Raw genomic sequence first — 16,218 nt, forward strand, 5'->3', positions numbered from 1 at the left:
CTTGACCAAGTCGGGTGAGGACAGGTCGTGCTCGTGGGCCAACTCGGCCGCGGTGGCCTCACCGTCCACAAACCGGCGCACGACATCGAGTTTGAACTCGAACGAGAACGACCGTGGGGTCGAATCCATGATCAGCGCTCCCGCGCCTCGGAGAAGCCAGCGGCGGTACAACCCTCTCACCGCGTCACGAGACACGCCCAACCGACCCGCGACGGACCTCGACCCGTGCCCCTCCCCGAACAACGCCACAGCAGCCTCACGCTGCCGCTCAGACAACGAACTACCTGGATGCACGAACTGCTCCCCCAAAGTCGGAACTGGATTTCCAGTCCAACTTCCGGGGCCCACTTCACTCCCTGGGGGGCGACCCCTGCACCAGCCTATCCGCGCCCCGCCGCCGCGCCAGGGGTGCGCACGCGGCTGTGGACAGCTCCAGCGGTTGTCCACAGTCGCGCGCGAGAGTCGGCAAAACCGTGCCAACCCGCGGCGGTTCTGCTACGCGCCGACCCCTGGCTCGCGCCGACCCCTGGCTCGCGCCGACCCCTGGCCCGCGCCGGCCGCTGGGCCCGCGCCGGCCGCTGGGCCAACGCCGGCCGCTGGGCCCGCGCCGGCCGCTGGGCCAACGCCGGCCAGTGGGCCAACGCCGGCCGCCGGGCCAACGCCCACCGCTGGGCCGTCCACCCCTGACCCGCGCCGGCGCGCGTCACAGCGGGATGTTGCCGTGCTTCTTGGGCGGCAGGGTCTCGCGCTTGTCCCGCAGCATCCGCAGCGCCCGCGCCACCTGGCCCCGCGTGTGCGACGGCGGGATGACCGCGTCCACGTAACCGCGCTCGGCGGCCACGTACGGGTTGCACAGGGTGTCCTCGTACTCCTGCTGCAACCGCGCGCGCAGCGCGTCCACGTCCTGGCCCTCGGCGGCGGCCGCGGCCAGCGTCTTGCGGTGCACGATGTTGGCCGCGCCCTGCGCGCCCATCACCGCGATCTGCGCGGTCGGCCAGGCCAGGTTGATGTCGGCGCCCAGGTGCTTGGAGCCCATCACGTCGTAGGCCCCGCCGTAGGCCTTGCGGGTGATCACGGTGACCAGTGGCACGGTCGCCTCGGCGTAGGCGTAGATCAGCTTGGCGCCCCGGCGGATGATGCCGTTCCACTCCTGGTCGGTGCCGGGCAGGAAGCCGGGCACGTCCACGAAGGTCAGCACCGGGATGTTGAACGCGTCGCAGGTGCGGACGAACCGCGCGGCCTTCTCGCTGGCGGCGATGTCCAGGCAGCCGGCGAACTGGGTGGGCTGGTTGGCCACCACGCCCACGCTGTGCCCCTCGATCCGGCCGAAGCCGACCACGATGTTGGGCGCGTACAGCTGCTGCACCTCGAGGAACTCACCGTCGTCGAGGACCCGGGTGATGACCTCGTGGATGTCGTAGGGCTGGTTGGCCGAGTCCGGGATGAGCGTGTCCAGCTCGCGGTCGGCGTCGGTGACGTTCTCCGCCACCGAGCCGCTGCCCACGTCCTCGGCGTCGAACACCGGCGGCTCGGACAGGTTGTTGGACGGCAGGAAGGACAGCAGCTCCTTGACGTAGGAGATGGCGTCGTCCTCGTCGGCGGCCAGGTAGTGGGCGTTGCCCGACTTGGTGTTGTGGGTGCGCCCGCCGCCCAGCTCCTCGAAGCCGACGTCCTCACCGGTGACCGTCTTGATCACGTCGGGGCCGGTGATGAACATGTGCGAGGTCTGGTCGACCATCACGGTGAAGTCGGTCAGCGCCGGGGAGTACACGTGGCCGCCGGCCGCCGCGCCCATGATCAGCGAGATCTGCGGCACCACGCCCGAGGCGTGGGTGTTGCGCCGGAAGATCTCGCCGTACAGGCCGAGCGAGACAACGCCCTCCTGGATGCGGGCGCCGCCGCCCTCGTTGATGCCCACGATCGGCCGGCCGGTCCTGATCGCCAGGTCCATCACCTTGACGATCTTCTCGCCGTAGACCTCGCCGAGCGAGCCGCCGAACACGGTCACGTCCTGGCTGAACACGCACACCGGCCGGCCGTCGACCGTGCCGTAGCCGGTCACCACGCCGTCGCCGTAGGGCCGGTTGCGCTCCTGGCCGAAGTTGGTCGAGCGGTGCCTGGCCAGCTCGTCGAGTTCGACGAACGAGCCGGGGTCGAGCAGCATGTCGATCCGCTCCCGGGCGGTCTTCTTGCCCTTGGCGTGCTGCTTCTCCACCGCACGCGCGGACCCGGCGTGCACTGCCTCGTCGGTGCGCCGGTACAGGTCGGCGAGCTTGCCAGCCGTGGTGTGGATGTCGGGCAGCTCGGCGGGAACGTCGCCGATGGGCGCGGTCGCACTGCTCATGACTGGTCAGCGTAGCCAGCACTGGCTGGCACCGGGCAAGACGTCACCAACCTCACGCACTGTCCGCCACCACCACACCACCGGCTGTCGCGGTCGGTCGGGCTTGACCTCCAGTGCGGTTCAGGTCGCAGGCTGTCCGGCGTCCGCGCTCGCACCGCGGCACGCCGTTCCGCTCCACCCGCTGTCCAGCTCCGACCGGCGGGTGGAGCGGAACACGCGGCGCCCCACCCGCACGCCGACGGCCACGGCGGTGCGCGCGCCCCTGTGCCGGCCGGCCGGGTGGGCCCTACCCTGCTGTCCGTGAACCGCCCCCTCGACGTCCACGCGCTGCGCGCCGCACTGGTGGCGCCCACCGGCCCGTACGCCGCACTCACCGTGCTGGACAGCACCGGCTCCACCAACGCCGACCTGGCCGAGGCCGCCGGTGCCGGCGCGGCCGACCGCACCGTGCTCATCGCCGAGGAGCAGACCGCCGGCCGGGGCCGCCAGCAGCGGGAGTGGAGTTCGCCCAAGGGGTCCGGGCTGTACGTGAGCGTGCTGCTGCGGCCGGCCGGGGTGCCCGCCGCCCGGCTGTCCTGGCTGCCGCTGTTGGCCGGGGTGGCCCTCGTCGCCGCCATCGGCGAGCTGACCACCCTGACCGCCGCGCTGAAGTGGCCCAACGACCTGCTGATCGGCCCGGAGCAGCGCAAGGCCGCGGGCATCCTGGCCGAGGCGGTGAGCGCGCCGGCCGACCGCGCCGTGGTGGTGGGCATGGGCATCAACGTCAGTCAGGACCCGGCCGAGCTGCCGGTCCGGCCGGGCGCGCTGCCACCGACCTCGCTGGTCGCCGCCGGCGCCACCGACCTGTCCCGGCAGGAGCTGGCCGCCGCGCTGCTCCGCCGGTTCGCCGAGCTGGAGCGCGAGTGGCGGGCGAGCGGGGGCGACCCGAGCCGCAGCGGACTGTGGCAGGCCTACCGGGAGGTGTGCGCCACCATCGGCCAGCAGGTCCGGGTGGAGTTCCCCGACGGCACCGCGCTCACCGGCGCGGCCGTCGGCGTGGACGAGGACGGCCGGTTGACCGTGCGCGACCCCGCCGGGGTGCAGCGGTCACTGTCCGCGGGTGACGTGGTGCACGTGCGACCGGTGCGCTGAGCGCCGCGCCGGCAGGAGGCCGACCGGCAGGACCCGACCGGCGGACCCGACCGGCGGACCCCACCGGGAAGCCCCCACCGGGGGGCACCGTGCCCGGTGAGCCGGCACCGCCGCCGCCGCCGGCGAGCTGACCTGGCTCGGCGCCCCTGGCAACCACGGCTACCGCCGGTACGGTGAGCGAGGCACCGGTGTTGATCCTGGTCGACACCGACCCGCCGACCTTGCGGTGTGACGTACGGAGGGACCGCTGTGGCCTACCCAGACGACCTGCTCAGTGAGGGCGAGTACGTCGTGATCCACAAGCACCCGCACTGGAAGATGCTGATCTTCCCGGTGCTGGTGTTCCTGATCACCGTCGGTGCTGGCGCGTACCTGGCCGCGCTGGTCGCGGAGCAGAGCTGGAACACGATCGCCTGGGGTGTCATCGGGGTGATCGCGGCAGTGCTGATCATCTGGCTGGTGCTGACCCCGCTCGTGCGCTGGCGCACCACGCACTTCATCGTCACCAGCGACCGGGTCATGTCCCGGGAGGGCGTGCTCAACCGGGTCGGCCTGGACATCCCGCTGTCCCGGATCAACAGCGTGCGCTTCGAGCACGGCCTGCTGGACCGGATCGTCGGCTGCGGCACGCTGATCATCGAGTCCGCCGCGGACGAACCGCTGCAGTTCGACGACATCCCGCAGGTGGAGCGGGTGCACTCGCTGCTGTACCGGGAGGTCAACGACAACCCGCACGACGACCTCCACCCCGACTTCCACCCCGACCTGCGGCACTTCGAGGAGAGGTGAGTCGGGTGGGCGCGCGCGAGGTGGGCCTGCCCGAGCTGGCCCCGTTCCCGGAACCGCACACCCTGCCCGAGCGGGTCACCATCTGGGAGGTGGGGGCCAGGGACGGCCTGCAGAACGAGTCGACCGTGGTGCCGGTCGAGGTCAAGCTGGAGTTCCTGGACCGGCTGGCCGACGCCGGGCTGACCGTGCTGGAGGCGACCAGCTTCGTGCACCCCCGCTGGGTGCCGCAGTTGGCCGACGCCGAGGAGCTGATGCGCCGGCTGTCCCGCCGCGCCGGGGTCCGCTACCCGGTGCTGGTGCCCAACGAGCGCGGCCTGGAGCGGGCCGTGGCCGCCGGGGTCGAGCAGATCGCGGTGTTCGCCAGTGCCACCGAGAGCTTTGCCCGGCGCAACCTCAACCGCGGTCTGGACGAGCAGTTCGCCATGTTCGAGCCGGTGGTGGGCCGGGCGGTGAGCGCCGAGGGCATGGCGGTGACCGGCTACGTCTCCATGTGCTTCGGCGACCCGTGGGAGGGCGCGGTCAGCGCCGACCAGGTGGTCCGGGTCGGGCTGCGCCTGTTCGACCTGGGCTGCTCCCGGCTGTCGCTGGGCGACACCATCGGCGTGGCCACACCCGGGCAGGTGACCCGGCTGCTCACCGCGTTCGCCGACGCGGGCGTGGCCATGGCCGACCTGTCCGTGCACTTCCACGACACCTACGGGCAGGCGCTGGCCAACACGCTCACCGCACTGCGCCTCGGGGTGTCCAATGTGGACTCGTCAGCCGGTGGGCTGGGCGGCTGCCCCTACGCCGAGTCGGCCACCGGCAACCTGGCCACCGAGGACCTGGTGTGGATGCTCGACGGCCTGGGCATCCAGCACGGCGTTGACCTGGACGCCCTGGTGCGCACCAGCGTGTGGATGGCCGAGCGGCTCGGCCGGCCCAGCCCGTCCCGGGTGGTCCGGGCGCTGGGTGGCGGCCGGGGCTGACCGACCGGGGCGGGGCTCACCGGGTGAGACGGGCGTGAGCGGGCGAGACGGGCGTGACGGCGTGAACGGCAACGGAGGCGACGGCGTGGACAGGGCGGCGGGGTTGTCTGCCTTATCGAGCGGTGCGGTGGGCCAGCGGCCACCCTGGGCGGAGCGGCTGCACTGGGTGGCGGGCACCCCGGTGCTGGCCTGGCAGAGCGAGCACCCGTGGCTGGCGCTGTCCTCGGCCGTGCACGGCGGCGGTCTCGGCGAGCGGCGCTGGGTGATCAACGCCAGCGTGGAGAAGGGCTACGACCGGCCCGACCCGGACCGGCACGTCACCGAGATGGCCGACGAGATCGGCCTCACCGGACCGGGAGTCGGCCTGCTCACCGCGGTGGACGTGCGGCTCGCCGTGCTCGGCGCGGACAGCGGGGTGGTGGTGTCGGCGACCACCGGGATCGGCCTGCACCCCACCTGGGCGGCCAGCCCGGCTCCGGCGGTGGCGTCCCCGGAACCGGGCACCATCAACACCATCTGCTGGCTGCCCGTGCGGCTGAGCGAGTCCGCGCTGGTCAACGCCGTGATGACGGTGACGGAGGCCAAGGCGCAGGTGCTCAGGCAGGCCGGGGTGCCCGGCACCGGCACGCCCACCGACTCGGTGGTGCTGCTGTGCCCCACGACCGGTCCGGCCGAGCGGTACGGCGGTCCCCGCTCCTCGGTCGGCTCGGCGCTGGCCCGTGCCGCGCACGCCGCGGTCGAGGCCGGCCTGCGCCTGTTGACCACCGGCGGCTATGCCCGGAGCGAGTGGCCGTCCCGGGGCTAGTCCTGGCCGGCCGGACCGTCGTCCTGCCGCGGCTGGTCGGCGTCCCGGCAGCCGAACATGCCGGTGAAGGCGAGCCGCAGCACGCACCGCTCGCCGCGGTGGGCGGTGCCGCGCATGTCCACCATGCCCAGGTTGGGTCGGGTGCGCGAGCGCCGGGCGCCGAGCACCTCCAGTTGGCAGCGCAGCACGTCCCCCGGGAACACCGGGGCCAGCCAGGACAGTTCCCGGCAGCCGGGGGAGCCCTGTGAGGTGGAGCCGGCCAGCACGTGGTCGACGTAGGCCCGCATCCACAGCGACGCGGTGAACCAGCCCGACGCGCACAGCCCGCCCAGCACGGACTGGCGGCCGGCCTCCTCGTCGAGGTGGAAGGGCTGGGGGTCGAACCGCTCGGCGAAGGCCAGCATCTCCGCGCGGTCCACGGTGCTCTCCCCCAGGTCGATGACCCGGCCGGGGACAAGATCTTCGAAGGCGGTAGTGGTCACCCCGCCGATCCTGACAGCTCCGGGAAATACACCCGAACGGGGGGAACCGGAGTTGCGGACCGCACGTCAAAGAAGGGACCGACCGACGTTGTGCTGTCGGCATCGCCGGTGGACGCGCCCGCCGTCGGCCTGCCGAAGCGCCGTGCCCGGCAACACGAACCGGAGGTGGCCGTGACTACCGACCACCGGGCCCAGGTGGACGAACTGCTCGCGGACTACCGGCGCAGTAGAGAGCTGCTCGGGTCCGTTCAGCGCGCGCTCGCCGCCGTCAGCGAATCCGCCACCAGCGCGGACGGCACGGTGACCGCCACCAGCGGGGCCGAGGGCAGACTCACCGGCCTGGTGATCGACCAGGCCGCCTACCACCGGCACCGGCCGGCCGAACTGGCCGACCTGGTGGTGCGGACGGCGGCCGCCGCGGCGGCCAAGGCGGCGGCGGCCGCCCAGCGCGAGCTGTCCCCGATCCTGCCGGCCGGTTCTGATCCCGCGGCCGTGCTCGCCGGTTCGGCCGACCTGCGCCCGGATGAGCTGGCCCCGGACGAGCCGGCCGGTCCCGCCGGCGGCACCCGGGCCCGGCCCGCCCCCGTCCCGGACGACGACGAGGACGAGGACGAGGACAGCAACGAGGACCGGCAGACCTGGCTGCGCGGGGACAGCTACCGGAGGGCACGGTGACCACCAACGGATTCCGCAGCGACAACGAGCGGCTGCTCACCGGCGCCACCCAGTTGACCGCGGCGGGCGAGCAGGCCAGGCAGATCGCCGCTCGGTTGCAGCGGGAACTGGCCGCGCTGGGGGAGTGCTGGGGCGCGGACGCGATCGGCCGCAGCTTCGCGCAGCGGCACGTGCCCGCCGCCCAGTCCACCATGGCCCGGCTGGACGAACTGAGCGAACAGCTGCACGACGTGGGCCGGCGGTTCGCCGACACGGCCGCCGCCTACCAGCAGGTCGAACACGACAACGCCGCCCGACTGCGCGGGACCGAGGGCTGAGGGGGAACGCGATGGGCATCGAGCTTCCCGCGGAACTCGCCGACATCGCGGCCAGGATCGGCGTGCAGTGGCCGCAGGCCGACGAGGACGCGTTGCGGCAGAGCGCCCAGGCCTGGCGCACCGCCGGCGACCAGGTCAGTTCCCTGGCCACCGACGCGGACAGCGCGGCCGGTTCGGCGCTGGCGGCCGTGCAGGGCGGCACCGGGCAGGCCGCCACCCGGCACTGGGACGGGTTCGTCGGACCGGACGGGCACTTCCCGGCCACCACCCGGGACTGCTACGCCAACGCCGACCGGCTGGAGCACGCCGCCGACCAGGTCGGCGCGGCCAAGGTGCAGATCGTCCAGCAGCTGGTCACGCTGTCCAAGAACGTGGACGCGGCCGAGCAGGCCGCCGCCACCGGCCACCCCAACGCCCTGCTGGGCATGACCACGGCGATGCGGGCGGCCTCGGCCAACGTCGCGCAGATCAACCAGACCCTGACCAGTTCGGTCGACCCGGACAGCGGGCTGGACGTGCGGGACACCAGCCTGATCGACACCAGGGCGGGCGGGCAGGGGCCGTTCTCCGGTTTCGCCGAGACGCTGGTGAACGGGCTGTTCAACGGTGCAGGCCAGCAGGGCGACCCGCTGTTGGGCGGCCTGCTCGGCGAGCAGGGCCAGTGGGGCCCCACCGGCCAGCCCGGCCCGAACGGGCAACTCGGCCTCGACGGGCAGCTTGGCCTGGACGGCCCAGGCGGGTTGTTGGGGCTGGACGGGCAGTACCAGGGGCCGAACGGCCCGGGTGGTGACAGCCAGGGCCCGGGGTGGTTGGGCGACGGCCCGGCCGGCACCGACCAGTCCGGTCTGGACAGTCCACAGTGGAGTGATCAGGGCGGCGGCGCGCCGCACGGTGCTGGCGGTGGCGGCCCGAGGGCGCCCGAGGTGCTGCCCTCGGCCGTGGACGGCCTGACCCAGTCCGGCCACACCCAGCCCGGGCCCGCCCAGTCCGGGCCCGCCCAGTCCGACCCGGAGCCGTCGTACCGGGAAACCCCGCCCGCGCCCTCGGTCAGCGTCGGCGGCGACCCCCACGGCGACACCGGTCGGGTCTCGGTCAACCTGGGTGGCGCCGGCCACGGGCACGCCGGCGGCGGCTCCGCCCCGGTGTCGGTCTCCGTGGACACCGGCCCGGTCGCCAGGGACGTGGTCAGCGGCGCGGTCGGTCGCGCCGACGCGGTGCACCAGTCCTTCGCCACCGCCCCGGCGGCACCGTCCATTGCCGTGCCCGACTCCTCGGCCGCGGCCGGCCACCTGCCCGGACACGGCGGCGGCGGGATCTCCGGTGGCGCCGGCAGCGCCAACCACCCGGCGCCGGGCTTCGGCCCGGTCAGTCCCGGCCCGGTCGGTCCAGGCCCGGTCAGCGCTGGGCCGGTCAGTGCTGGGCCGGTCAGCGCCGGGCCGGTCGCCGGCAGCCCGGTCGGTGGCCTCCCCGGCGGTGCCGGGCAGCTGGGTGCCGGTCAGCCGGGCGCTGGACAGCTGGGGGCTGGACAACTGGGCGCCGGTCCCGCGATGCCCAACGCGGGTGCGACCCCCGGGGTGGCCGGCCCAGGGGGCGGCGGTCAGCCCGGTGCGCAGTTCGGCGTGGGGCACGTGGTCGCCGGTCAACCCGGTGCGCCCGCGCCCGGCACCACCGCGCAGCCCGGCGGCGGCCAGCCCGGAGCCGGGGCGGGCGCGCCCGCCCCCCAGCCGGCCGTTGGCAACCGGCTCGGCGCCGACTTCGCGGCCGGGGCCGTGGTCAACCGCGGCTACGCCGGTGCCGCCCCGGTCGCGGTCCAGCCCGGCGCGGTGGTCGGCGCCTACGCGGGGATCAACCAGCCGGGAATCAGCCAGCCAGGCCTGGACCGCCCGGTCGCGGCCCACCCCGTGCGCCGCGATCCCGCGGTGGAGTCCATGGCGCTGTTCCTGGTGCACATGTTCCCGTTGGGGCACCTCCCGGTGCCCTCGGACCGGCCGGCCCGCCAACTGCCCCCACCGCCCGCCGAGGTCGACTACGCGGCCGGCCTGCGCTTCCCACCCCAGGACCACCCGGAGTCCGCCCTGGTCAGCGACGCGGACACGGTGCGAAGCGTGCTTGCTGGCCGGCCGCCGGTCCAGCCGGGCGAGCCGGCACCGGCCACCGCGCCGGCCGTGGCCGCCCTGGTCGCCGACCACGACCCGCTGGCCGGCCAGCACGAGCGGGACTGGGACCGCCGCTTCCTGGTCCGGGCCGCCGACCCGGAGGGCGGCCGGCGCGCCGAGTACTCGTGGCCACCGGCCGAGGTGTTCCCCGAAGGCGGCTGTGAGCCGGGCGAGCCCGTGGTGCTCGCGGTGGGGGTGGAGATCGACCGGTTCGGCAGCCCCGACGGTCGGGTGCTGGCCGAGGCGGACACCCCGTTCGGCCAGCGCGCGCTGCCACCGACCCACCGGGACGCCGGCTACCACCGCTACCGGGTGCTGCGGCCCCTGCCGGCCTGGCGGGCCATGTCGGCCAGCTGGTTCGGGCAGCCGGGCGGCGGCTGGCGCTACCGCACCACCTGGCCGGTGGCCGACCTGGTGGTGCTCGGCTACCTGGCGGACATCACCGACCAGCTCCCGGCGACCACACCGCGGCCGGAATCCGCGCCGGCAGCATCCGACCCGCCCGAGCAGGGCGCGTCCCGGCCGTCCGACACCGAACCGCTGGACCAGAGCCAGCCCGACCAGAACGAGCGCGAGGGGGCAGCCGGATGAACATGGAGTCCATTGTGGACTGGCTGCGGGCGGTGGGGGTGCCCGCCGAGGTGGTGTCGGTGGGCGCCGAGGCCGACAACGCCTGGTGCCTGCTGCGCGACGACGGTGGCCCGGAAGAGCCCCAGCCGGGCTGGGAGGTGTTCTGGCGGGAACAGGGCAACCGCTACGACTGGGCCCGGTTCAGCAGCGAGCACGTGGCCTGCCACTACCTGTTCGGCCGGCTCACCTGGTCGCAGGTGGCCAGGGGCGCGGTGGGCGTGCTGCCCGTTGCGAACGAGCCCGGCACGCCGCCGCGTGGCGCGGTCCAGGCCGGGCACCAGGGCACCGACCAGCAGGCAGCGACCCCGCACCAGGGCGTGCCCCAGCAGGGCGTGTCCCAGCAGGGCGTGTCCCCACAGGGGCCGGCCCAGCAGGGTGGGGGCCAGTCCAGTCCGAGCCGGCAACCCGCGCCGGCCGACGTCGACCCGGCCGAGGTGACCCAGCCGCGCACGATCCCGCCCACAGCGGGGCAGGCCAACCCCGGCCAGCCCGCCGCACCCCCGACCGGGCCGGCCCCCGCCGGCCCGCCGCTGTCCTGATCACTGCCGCCCGCGTTCCCGCATACTCGACCAATGCCGTTCAACCACAACGACTTCTATCACCGACTGCTGCTGCGCCAGCTGCCGGCGGACGCCGCGAAGGCGTTGGACGTGGGGTGTGGTCTTGGCGGGTTCGCGCGGCGCCTCGCCCAGCGCGGGGTCAGCGTGGACGCGGTGGATCCGTCCGGTGACACCCTGGAACTGGCCAGGACCCGGATCGGCGCCGGCACCGACCGGATCCGCTGGATCCACGCGGACATCACCGCCATGCGGCTGCCGGCCGGCCGCTACGACTTCATCTCCTGCCTGGCCAGCCTGCACCACGTGCCGTTCGACACGGTCACCGCGCTGCGCCAGGCCCTGGCGCCGGGCGGCGTGCTCGCGGTGCTCGGCTGCTACCGGCAGAGCTGGCCAGGTGACGCGCCGGTCGAACTGGCCGCGGTGCCGGCCAACGCGGTGGTCAGGGTGGGCGTGGCCGCGTGGGAGCGGACCGGCGCGGTCCTGGGGCGACCGACCGTGCTGCACGACCGGATGAGCGCGCCAGCCACCGCGCCCGCCATGACCCTGCGCGAGATCCGGGCCCAGGCCGTCGACCTGCTACCCGGCGCCACCGTCCGCCGCCTGCTGTTCTGGCGCTACCTGCTGGTCTACCGGCGGACCGACACCACGAGCTGAGCGCGGTGGCGGCGCCCACCACGAGCCAGGCCGGCCCCGCCCGGCTCGGAGAGCGGGCCCGGCGAGCGCGACCAAGCGGCGGTGAACGCAGCGCGCCGCGCCGAGTTGTCCACAGGGCACCCAGTTATCCACAGCCCCACATCGCGCGCTGGGCCTCGCTGATCAGCGGCGATAGGCTGGACCTGGGGTCGCCCCCCTGGGAGGGCGGGGGCTGCGGTCAGGGAGGGGACTGCGGTCAGGGAGGGGACTGCGGTCAGGGCGGCGTCACGAGCCCAGCCGGCCAGGCGTTGCCGCGTTCTCGGCGCGGCGCTGTCCGCCCCGCACGCACCGGATCGCGCGTGCGACCTGTTGAGCGCGTGGTCAGTCGCGGGCGAGGTGGTCCAGGGCCGTCTGGTGCAGGTGGCCGTTGGACGACAGGGCGCTGCCGCCGTCGTAGCGGGCCACGCCGGTCAGATCGGTGAACCGGCCGCCGGCCTCCTCCACGATCACCTGGAGCGCGGCCACGTCCCACGGGTTGACGATCGGCTCGGCGGCCAGGTCGATCGACCCCTCCGCCACCAGGCAGTGCTGCCAGAAGTCGCCGAACGCCCGGTTCTCCCAGCAGGCGTCCACCAGCCGCAGGTAGGACCGGCGGTCGTGGTGCTCCACCCAGGTGCCCAGGTGGGTGGTGGACACGTACGCGTCGGCCAGGTCGGTGACCTCGGACACCCTGATCCGCTGCGGTGGCTGGCCGGGCGCACTGGTCCACGCGCCCTGGCCGGCCGCTGCCCACCAGCGGCGACCCAGGGCCGGGGCACTGGCCACACCCACCACCGGCCGGCCGGCCACGATCAGGGCGATCAGCGTGGCCCACGCCGGCACCCCGCGCAGGAAGTTCTTGGTGCCGTCGATCGGATCGAGCAGCCAGGACCGGCCCTGCCCCACCGTGCCGCCGCGCTCCTCACCGGCCACCACGTCCTGGGGGCGCTCGATGGCCAACTGCTCGCGCACCGCGTCCTCAACGGCCACGTCCGCGTCGGTCACCGGGGTCCGGTCCGGTTTGCGGTGCACCACCAGGTCACGGGCGTGGAATCGGGCAAGGGTGGTCGCGTCCGCGGCGTCAGCCAGGCGGAGGGCGAGTTCAAGATCAGGGCCGAAGGTTGACACGAGCGCGATGCTGTCACGCCTAGGGTGGACACCGTGAGCGTGGTGCTACTGGCCGAGGACGACCCGGCGATCGCAGAACCGCTGTCCAGGGCGTTGCAGCGGGAGGGCTATACCGTTCAGGTGGTCACCGACGGGCCCGCGGCCCTGGACGTCGCCGCCGCTGGTGGCGTTGACCTGCTCGTTCTCGACCTCGGTCTGCCCACGATGGACGGACTGGAGGTGTGCCGGCGACTGCGCGCCGGCGGCCGCGGACTGCCCGTGCTCATGCTCACAGCCCGCGCCGACGAGGTGGACTTCGTGGTCGGCCTGGACGCCGGCGCCGACGACTACGTGGCCAAGCCGTTCCGGCTGGCCGAGCTGATGGCCCGGATCCGGGCGCTGCTGCGGCGCCGGGCGCCGAGCACCCTGGAGGTGAACGGCGTGCGCATGGAACTGGCGGCGCGCCGGGTCACCGTGGACGGTCGCGAGGTGCAACTGGCCAACAAGGAGTTCGAACTGCTGCGGGTGCTCATCCAGCACGCCGGTCAGGTGGTCAGCCGCGAGGAGATCCTCTCCGAGGTGTGGCACGACCCCGAGCTGAAGAGCAGCAAGACCCTGGACATGCACATGTCGTGGCTGCGCCGCAAGCTCGGCGACGGCACCATGCGCTCGGCGGAACGGCGGATCGCCACGGTGCGCGGTGTCGGCTTCCGGTTCAACGCGGACTAGGTCACCGCTGGCTGGGTGATGGCCCGCCCCCGACCAACTGGTGCCCACGCGTCGGCCGGCGGATGCCACGCTGTCACCACCGGAACGCCGATGAGAAGGACGAGGAAGACGGGGAACGGCGTGCGTCAACGCATCCTGCGGGCGATCCTCCTCGCGGTGGCGGTCACCGCGTTCGCCCTGGGCATCCCGCTCGGCTACACCGCGCTGGAGCTGGTCCAGGACTTCTCCACCCGGGATCTGAGCCAGAGCGCGCAGCAGATCGCGGCCCGACTGGACGACCAACTGGCCAACGACCGGCCGCTGGACCTGAACGAGGTCCGGGTGGCCGTGCCGCCGGACGGACGGCTGGTCGTCACCCTGCCCACCGGCCAGATCAGCTCCGGACCGGAACTCAGCGAGCGGGTGATGTTCGTCGAGGTCCCCATCGTGCACCAGGGCACGGTCCGGCTGGAGGAGCCGGTGGACCCGCTGCGCAGCCAACAGGCCCAGGTGGCCGGGCTGGTGCTGCTGCTGGTGGTGCTGTCCGTGGGCATCGGCACGGTGGTGGCCACGGTCACCGCGCGCCGCCTGGCCGAACCGCTCAGCCACGTGGCCGACCGGGCAGCCCGGCTCGGCGCCGGTGACTTCCGGCCCGACCCCAACCGGCACGGCGTGCAGGAACTGGACCGGGTGGCCGAGGCGCTGGACACCTCGGCCGAGGCACTGGCCCACCTGATCCAACGCGAGCGCGACCTGGTCGGCGACGTCTCCCACCAGCTGCGCAGCCGGCTGACCGCGCTGCAACTGCGGCTGGAGGCGCTGGCCGAGCACCCGGACAAGGAGACCGCCGGCGAGGCCGGGGCCGCACTGGAGCAGGCCGACCGACTGGCCGCGGTGCTCGACGAGATGCTGGCCGCGGCCAGAGCGGCCAGGTCCATCGGCGCGGAGCTGATCGACCTGCGCACCGAGCTGACCTCGATCGCCGCCGAGTGGCGCGACCCGCTGCGCGCCGAGGGCCGCGCCCTGCGGGTGCGGGTACCCGAGGGACTGATGGCCCGAGCCACCCCGGCCCGGCTGCGTGAGGCGATCGGCGTGCTGCTGGACAACGCCCTGCGGCACGGGGAGGGCACGGTGCTGCTGTCGGCCCGCCGCGACGAGGGGACCGTGGTGGTCGAGGTCAGTGACAGCGGCCAGGGCGTGCCCGACGAGTTGGCCGGCCACATCTTCGAGCGGGGGGTGTCCGGCGGCGGGTCGACCGGGGTGGGGCTGGCCCTGGCCCGGGCCCTGGTGGACGCCGACGGTGGGCGGCTGGAGCTGTCCACGGCCCGACCGGCCACGTTCGCGGTGTTCCTGCCCAGACCCAAGGCGGGCGACCTGTACGGGGTGCCGTGGCGCTCCCCGGGAAACCCGCGCTGACCAGCCCTCAGCTGGCTGCGCCGGCTGATCTGTGTTGACTCCGGCTCTCAGCTGGCCCTGCCAGCTGATCTGTGTTGACTCCCGCTCTCAGCTGGCCCTGCCAGCTGATCCGCCTGAGCCGCGGCGGGTGCGGGTGTACGCCTCGGCGTCGGGATCGGTGGGTACGCGCACCAGCCGGGGGCGGGCGTTCTCCTCGGGGAACACCCACTTCTTGTAGCTCCACCAGCGGAACACCATGCCAAGCAGGGTGCCGATGATCTGCGCGCTGGTGAAGTCGGCGATCTCCTGGGTGAGTCGGGTGACCGCCGGCTCCTGCAGGTCGAGCACGTAGCGCGAGGCCCACAGCGGCGCCGAGTTGATGACAATGCTGACCCCGTTGACCAGGAAGAACAGTGCTGCCTCGTGGGCGCGTTCGCGGCCGCCCCTGGTGCGGAACGACCATTCCCGGTTCAGCACGTACGACACGATTGTGGCGATCAGGGTGGCCACGACCTTGGCTGTGACCGGCTTGGGCTCCAGGAAGGTCATCTTCAACACGGTGAAGATCGCCGTGTCGATGATGAAGCAGGTGCCGCCGACCACCGCGAACTTCAACAGCTCGCGGTGCTTCAGGGCCAGGGCCCGCAGCGGTCTCGGCATCCAGGCGAGAACCGACTCAAGTACTGCCACGTCTTCGCAGTCTACGGACGCCGAGGTGCTGCGCGGGGAACTTGCGTGAACGCCAGGACCAGCCGGTGAACCCGGTGCTCAGCTGGCTCGGGCCCAGCTGGCTCGGGTTCAGGCGGCCCGGGTTCAGGCGGCCCGGTCCTGTTCCGCCTGGGCTTCCGCCGCGCGCAGGGCGGCGCGCTCGCTCCGCGTGGGCCGCACCGGCCGGGGCCGGGCGTCGGCCTGGGGGAAGACCCACTTCTTGAAGGCCCACCAGCGGAACACCATGGCCAGCAGGGTGCCGAGGATCATGCCGCTGGCGAAGTCGGCGATCTCCTGGGTGAGCCGGGTGACCGCCGGCTCCTGCAGGTGGAACAGGTAGCGCGAAACCCACAGCGGCGCCGAGTTCAACGCCACGCCGATCCCGCTGATCAGGAAGAACAGTGCTGCCTCGTGGGCGCGTTCGCGGCCGCCCCTGGTGCGGAACGACCACTCGCGGTTCAGCACGTAGGACACGATCGTGGCGATGACCACGGAGATGGCCTGGGCGCTGACCGGCTTGTCGGTGAGGATGGTGAGCTTGAGCGCGTAGTTGATCGCGACCGTGATCACGAAGCAGGTGCCGCCGACCACCGCGAAGCGCAGCAGCTCGCGGTGCTTGCGCAGGAGCACGCGAACTGGTTCCGGCACCCGGTTGTACACAGCGTGAAGTAGTCGCAGCACCCGGGCAGTCTACGGAGGTAGCCCGAATACGCTACGCATGACTCTGGCTACCGTCCGATTTTTCCGGTTCCGCGCACCCCGCCCCGGCCG

At 73.5% G+C, this 16,218-nt stretch carries 15 protein-coding genes and 1 pseudogene; 11 read left to right on the forward strand and 5 right to left on the reverse strand.

Annotated elements, in window-relative coordinates; genetic code table 11:
* Positions 1–703: 703 nt before the first annotated feature.
* Complete coding sequence (locus LX83_RS34810) at positions 704–2,344, reverse strand: acyl-CoA carboxylase subunit beta (protein ID WP_253779615.1); 1,641 nt, start codon at positions 2,342–2,344, stop codon at positions 704–706.
* Positions 2,345–2,638: 294 nt separating this feature from the next.
* On the opposite strand from LX83_RS34810, the gene LX83_RS34815 reads away from it, so the two are divergent.
* From LX83_RS34815 to LX83_RS34830, 4 genes are all read left to right on the forward strand, one after another.
* Positions 2,639–3,475 (forward strand): biotin--[acetyl-CoA-carboxylase] ligase, encoded by an 837-nt coding sequence (locus LX83_RS34815; RefSeq protein WP_301329433.1) that lies wholly within the window; start codon positions 2,639–2,641, stop codon positions 3,473–3,475.
* Between the two features lie 249 nt (positions 3,476–3,724).
* Positions 3,725–4,264, forward strand: a complete 540-nt coding sequence (locus LX83_RS34820) for a PH domain-containing protein (protein ID WP_253779622.1) — start codon at positions 3,725–3,727, stop codon at positions 4,262–4,264.
* Positions 4,265–4,269: 5 nt separating this feature from the next.
* Positions 4,270–5,232: a hydroxymethylglutaryl-CoA lyase gene (locus tag LX83_RS34825; RefSeq protein ID WP_253779625.1), complete on the forward strand. Its 963-nt coding sequence runs from the start codon at positions 4,270–4,272 to the stop codon at positions 5,230–5,232.
* A gap of 127 nt (positions 5,233–5,359) precedes the next feature.
* Complete coding sequence (locus tag LX83_RS34830; RefSeq protein ID WP_253779627.1) at positions 5,360–6,037, forward strand: adenosylcobinamide amidohydrolase; 678 nt, start codon at positions 5,360–5,362, stop codon at positions 6,035–6,037.
* Here LX83_RS34830 and LX83_RS34835 read toward each other — a convergent pair.
* On the reverse strand, positions 6,034–6,519 hold the full coding sequence (locus tag LX83_RS34835; RefSeq protein ID WP_253779629.1) for a MaoC family dehydratase: 486 nt from the start codon (positions 6,517–6,519) through the stop codon (positions 6,034–6,036). The genes LX83_RS34830 and LX83_RS34835 overlap by 4 nt on opposite strands.
* A 171-nt stretch (positions 6,520–6,690) precedes the next feature.
* Here LX83_RS34835 and LX83_RS34840 point away from each other — a divergent pair, with 171 nt between their 5' ends.
* The 5 genes and pseudogenes from LX83_RS34840 to LX83_RS34860 all read left to right on the forward strand — a co-directional run bounded on the left by LX83_RS34840 (position 6,691) and on the right by LX83_RS34860 (position 11,511).
* Positions 6,691–7,194, forward strand: coding sequence for a YbaB/EbfC family nucleoid-associated protein (locus LX83_RS34840; protein ID WP_253779631.1), 504 nt, complete (start codon positions 6,691–6,693; stop codon positions 7,192–7,194).
* On the forward strand, positions 7,191–7,511 hold the full coding sequence (locus tag LX83_RS34845) for a WXG100 family type VII secretion target (protein WP_253779633.1): 321 nt from the start codon (positions 7,191–7,193) through the stop codon (positions 7,509–7,511). The genes LX83_RS34840 and LX83_RS34845 overlap by 4 nt, the downstream gene beginning before the upstream one ends.
* A gap of 11 nt (positions 7,512–7,522) precedes the next feature.
* Complete coding sequence (locus LX83_RS34850) at positions 7,523–10,258, forward strand: glycohydrolase toxin TNT-related protein (protein WP_253779635.1); 2,736 nt, start codon at positions 7,523–7,525, stop codon at positions 10,256–10,258.
* Positions 10,255–10,524, forward strand: a pseudogene (locus LX83_RS34855) (hypothetical protein); the annotation flags it as partial. The gene LX83_RS34850 and the pseudogene LX83_RS34855, both read left to right, overlap by 4 nt.
* A 345-nt stretch (positions 10,525–10,869) precedes the next feature.
* Entirely contained in the window at positions 10,870–11,511 is a 642-nt protein-coding gene (locus LX83_RS34860; protein ID WP_253779637.1) for a class I SAM-dependent methyltransferase, read from the forward strand.
* Positions 11,512–11,871: 360 nt separating this feature from the next.
* Here the strand turns inward: LX83_RS34860 and hisN are convergent, their stop codons facing one another.
* Positions 11,872–12,657, reverse strand: a complete 786-nt coding sequence (hisN, locus tag LX83_RS34865) for a histidinol-phosphatase (protein ID WP_253779639.1) — start codon at positions 12,655–12,657, stop codon at positions 11,872–11,874.
* 33 nt (positions 12,658–12,690) lie between these two features.
* Here hisN and LX83_RS34870 point away from each other — a divergent pair, with 33 nt between their 5' ends.
* A complete protein-coding gene (locus tag LX83_RS34870) occupies positions 12,691–13,365 on the forward strand; it encodes a response regulator transcription factor (protein ID WP_253779640.1) in 675 nt (224 codons plus the stop codon).
* Positions 13,366–13,485: 120 nt separating this feature from the next.
* On the forward strand, positions 13,486–14,760 hold the full coding sequence (locus LX83_RS34875; protein WP_253779642.1) for an ATP-binding protein: 1,275 nt from the start codon (positions 13,486–13,488) through the stop codon (positions 14,758–14,760).
* Between the two features lie 87 nt (positions 14,761–14,847).
* Here the strand turns inward: LX83_RS34875 and LX83_RS34880 are convergent, their stop codons facing one another.
* Both LX83_RS34880 and LX83_RS34885 read right to left on the reverse strand, forming a co-directional pair.
* Positions 14,848–15,429 carry a GtrA family protein gene (locus tag LX83_RS34880; protein ID WP_253779644.1) on the reverse strand — a complete coding sequence of 194 codons (582 nt, stop codon included), beginning with the start codon at positions 15,427–15,429 and terminating at the stop codon, positions 14,848–14,850.
* A gap of 123 nt (positions 15,430–15,552) precedes the next feature.
* Positions 15,553–16,125 (reverse strand): GtrA family protein, encoded by a 573-nt coding sequence (locus LX83_RS34885; protein WP_253779781.1) that lies wholly within the window; start codon positions 16,123–16,125, stop codon positions 15,553–15,555.
* Positions 16,126–16,218: the final 93 nt, after the last annotated feature.

The sequence above is a fragment of the Goodfellowiella coeruleoviolacea genome (assembly GCF_024171785.1).
GTDB lineage: Bacteria > Actinomycetota > Actinomycetes > Mycobacteriales > Pseudonocardiaceae > Goodfellowiella > Goodfellowiella coeruleoviolacea.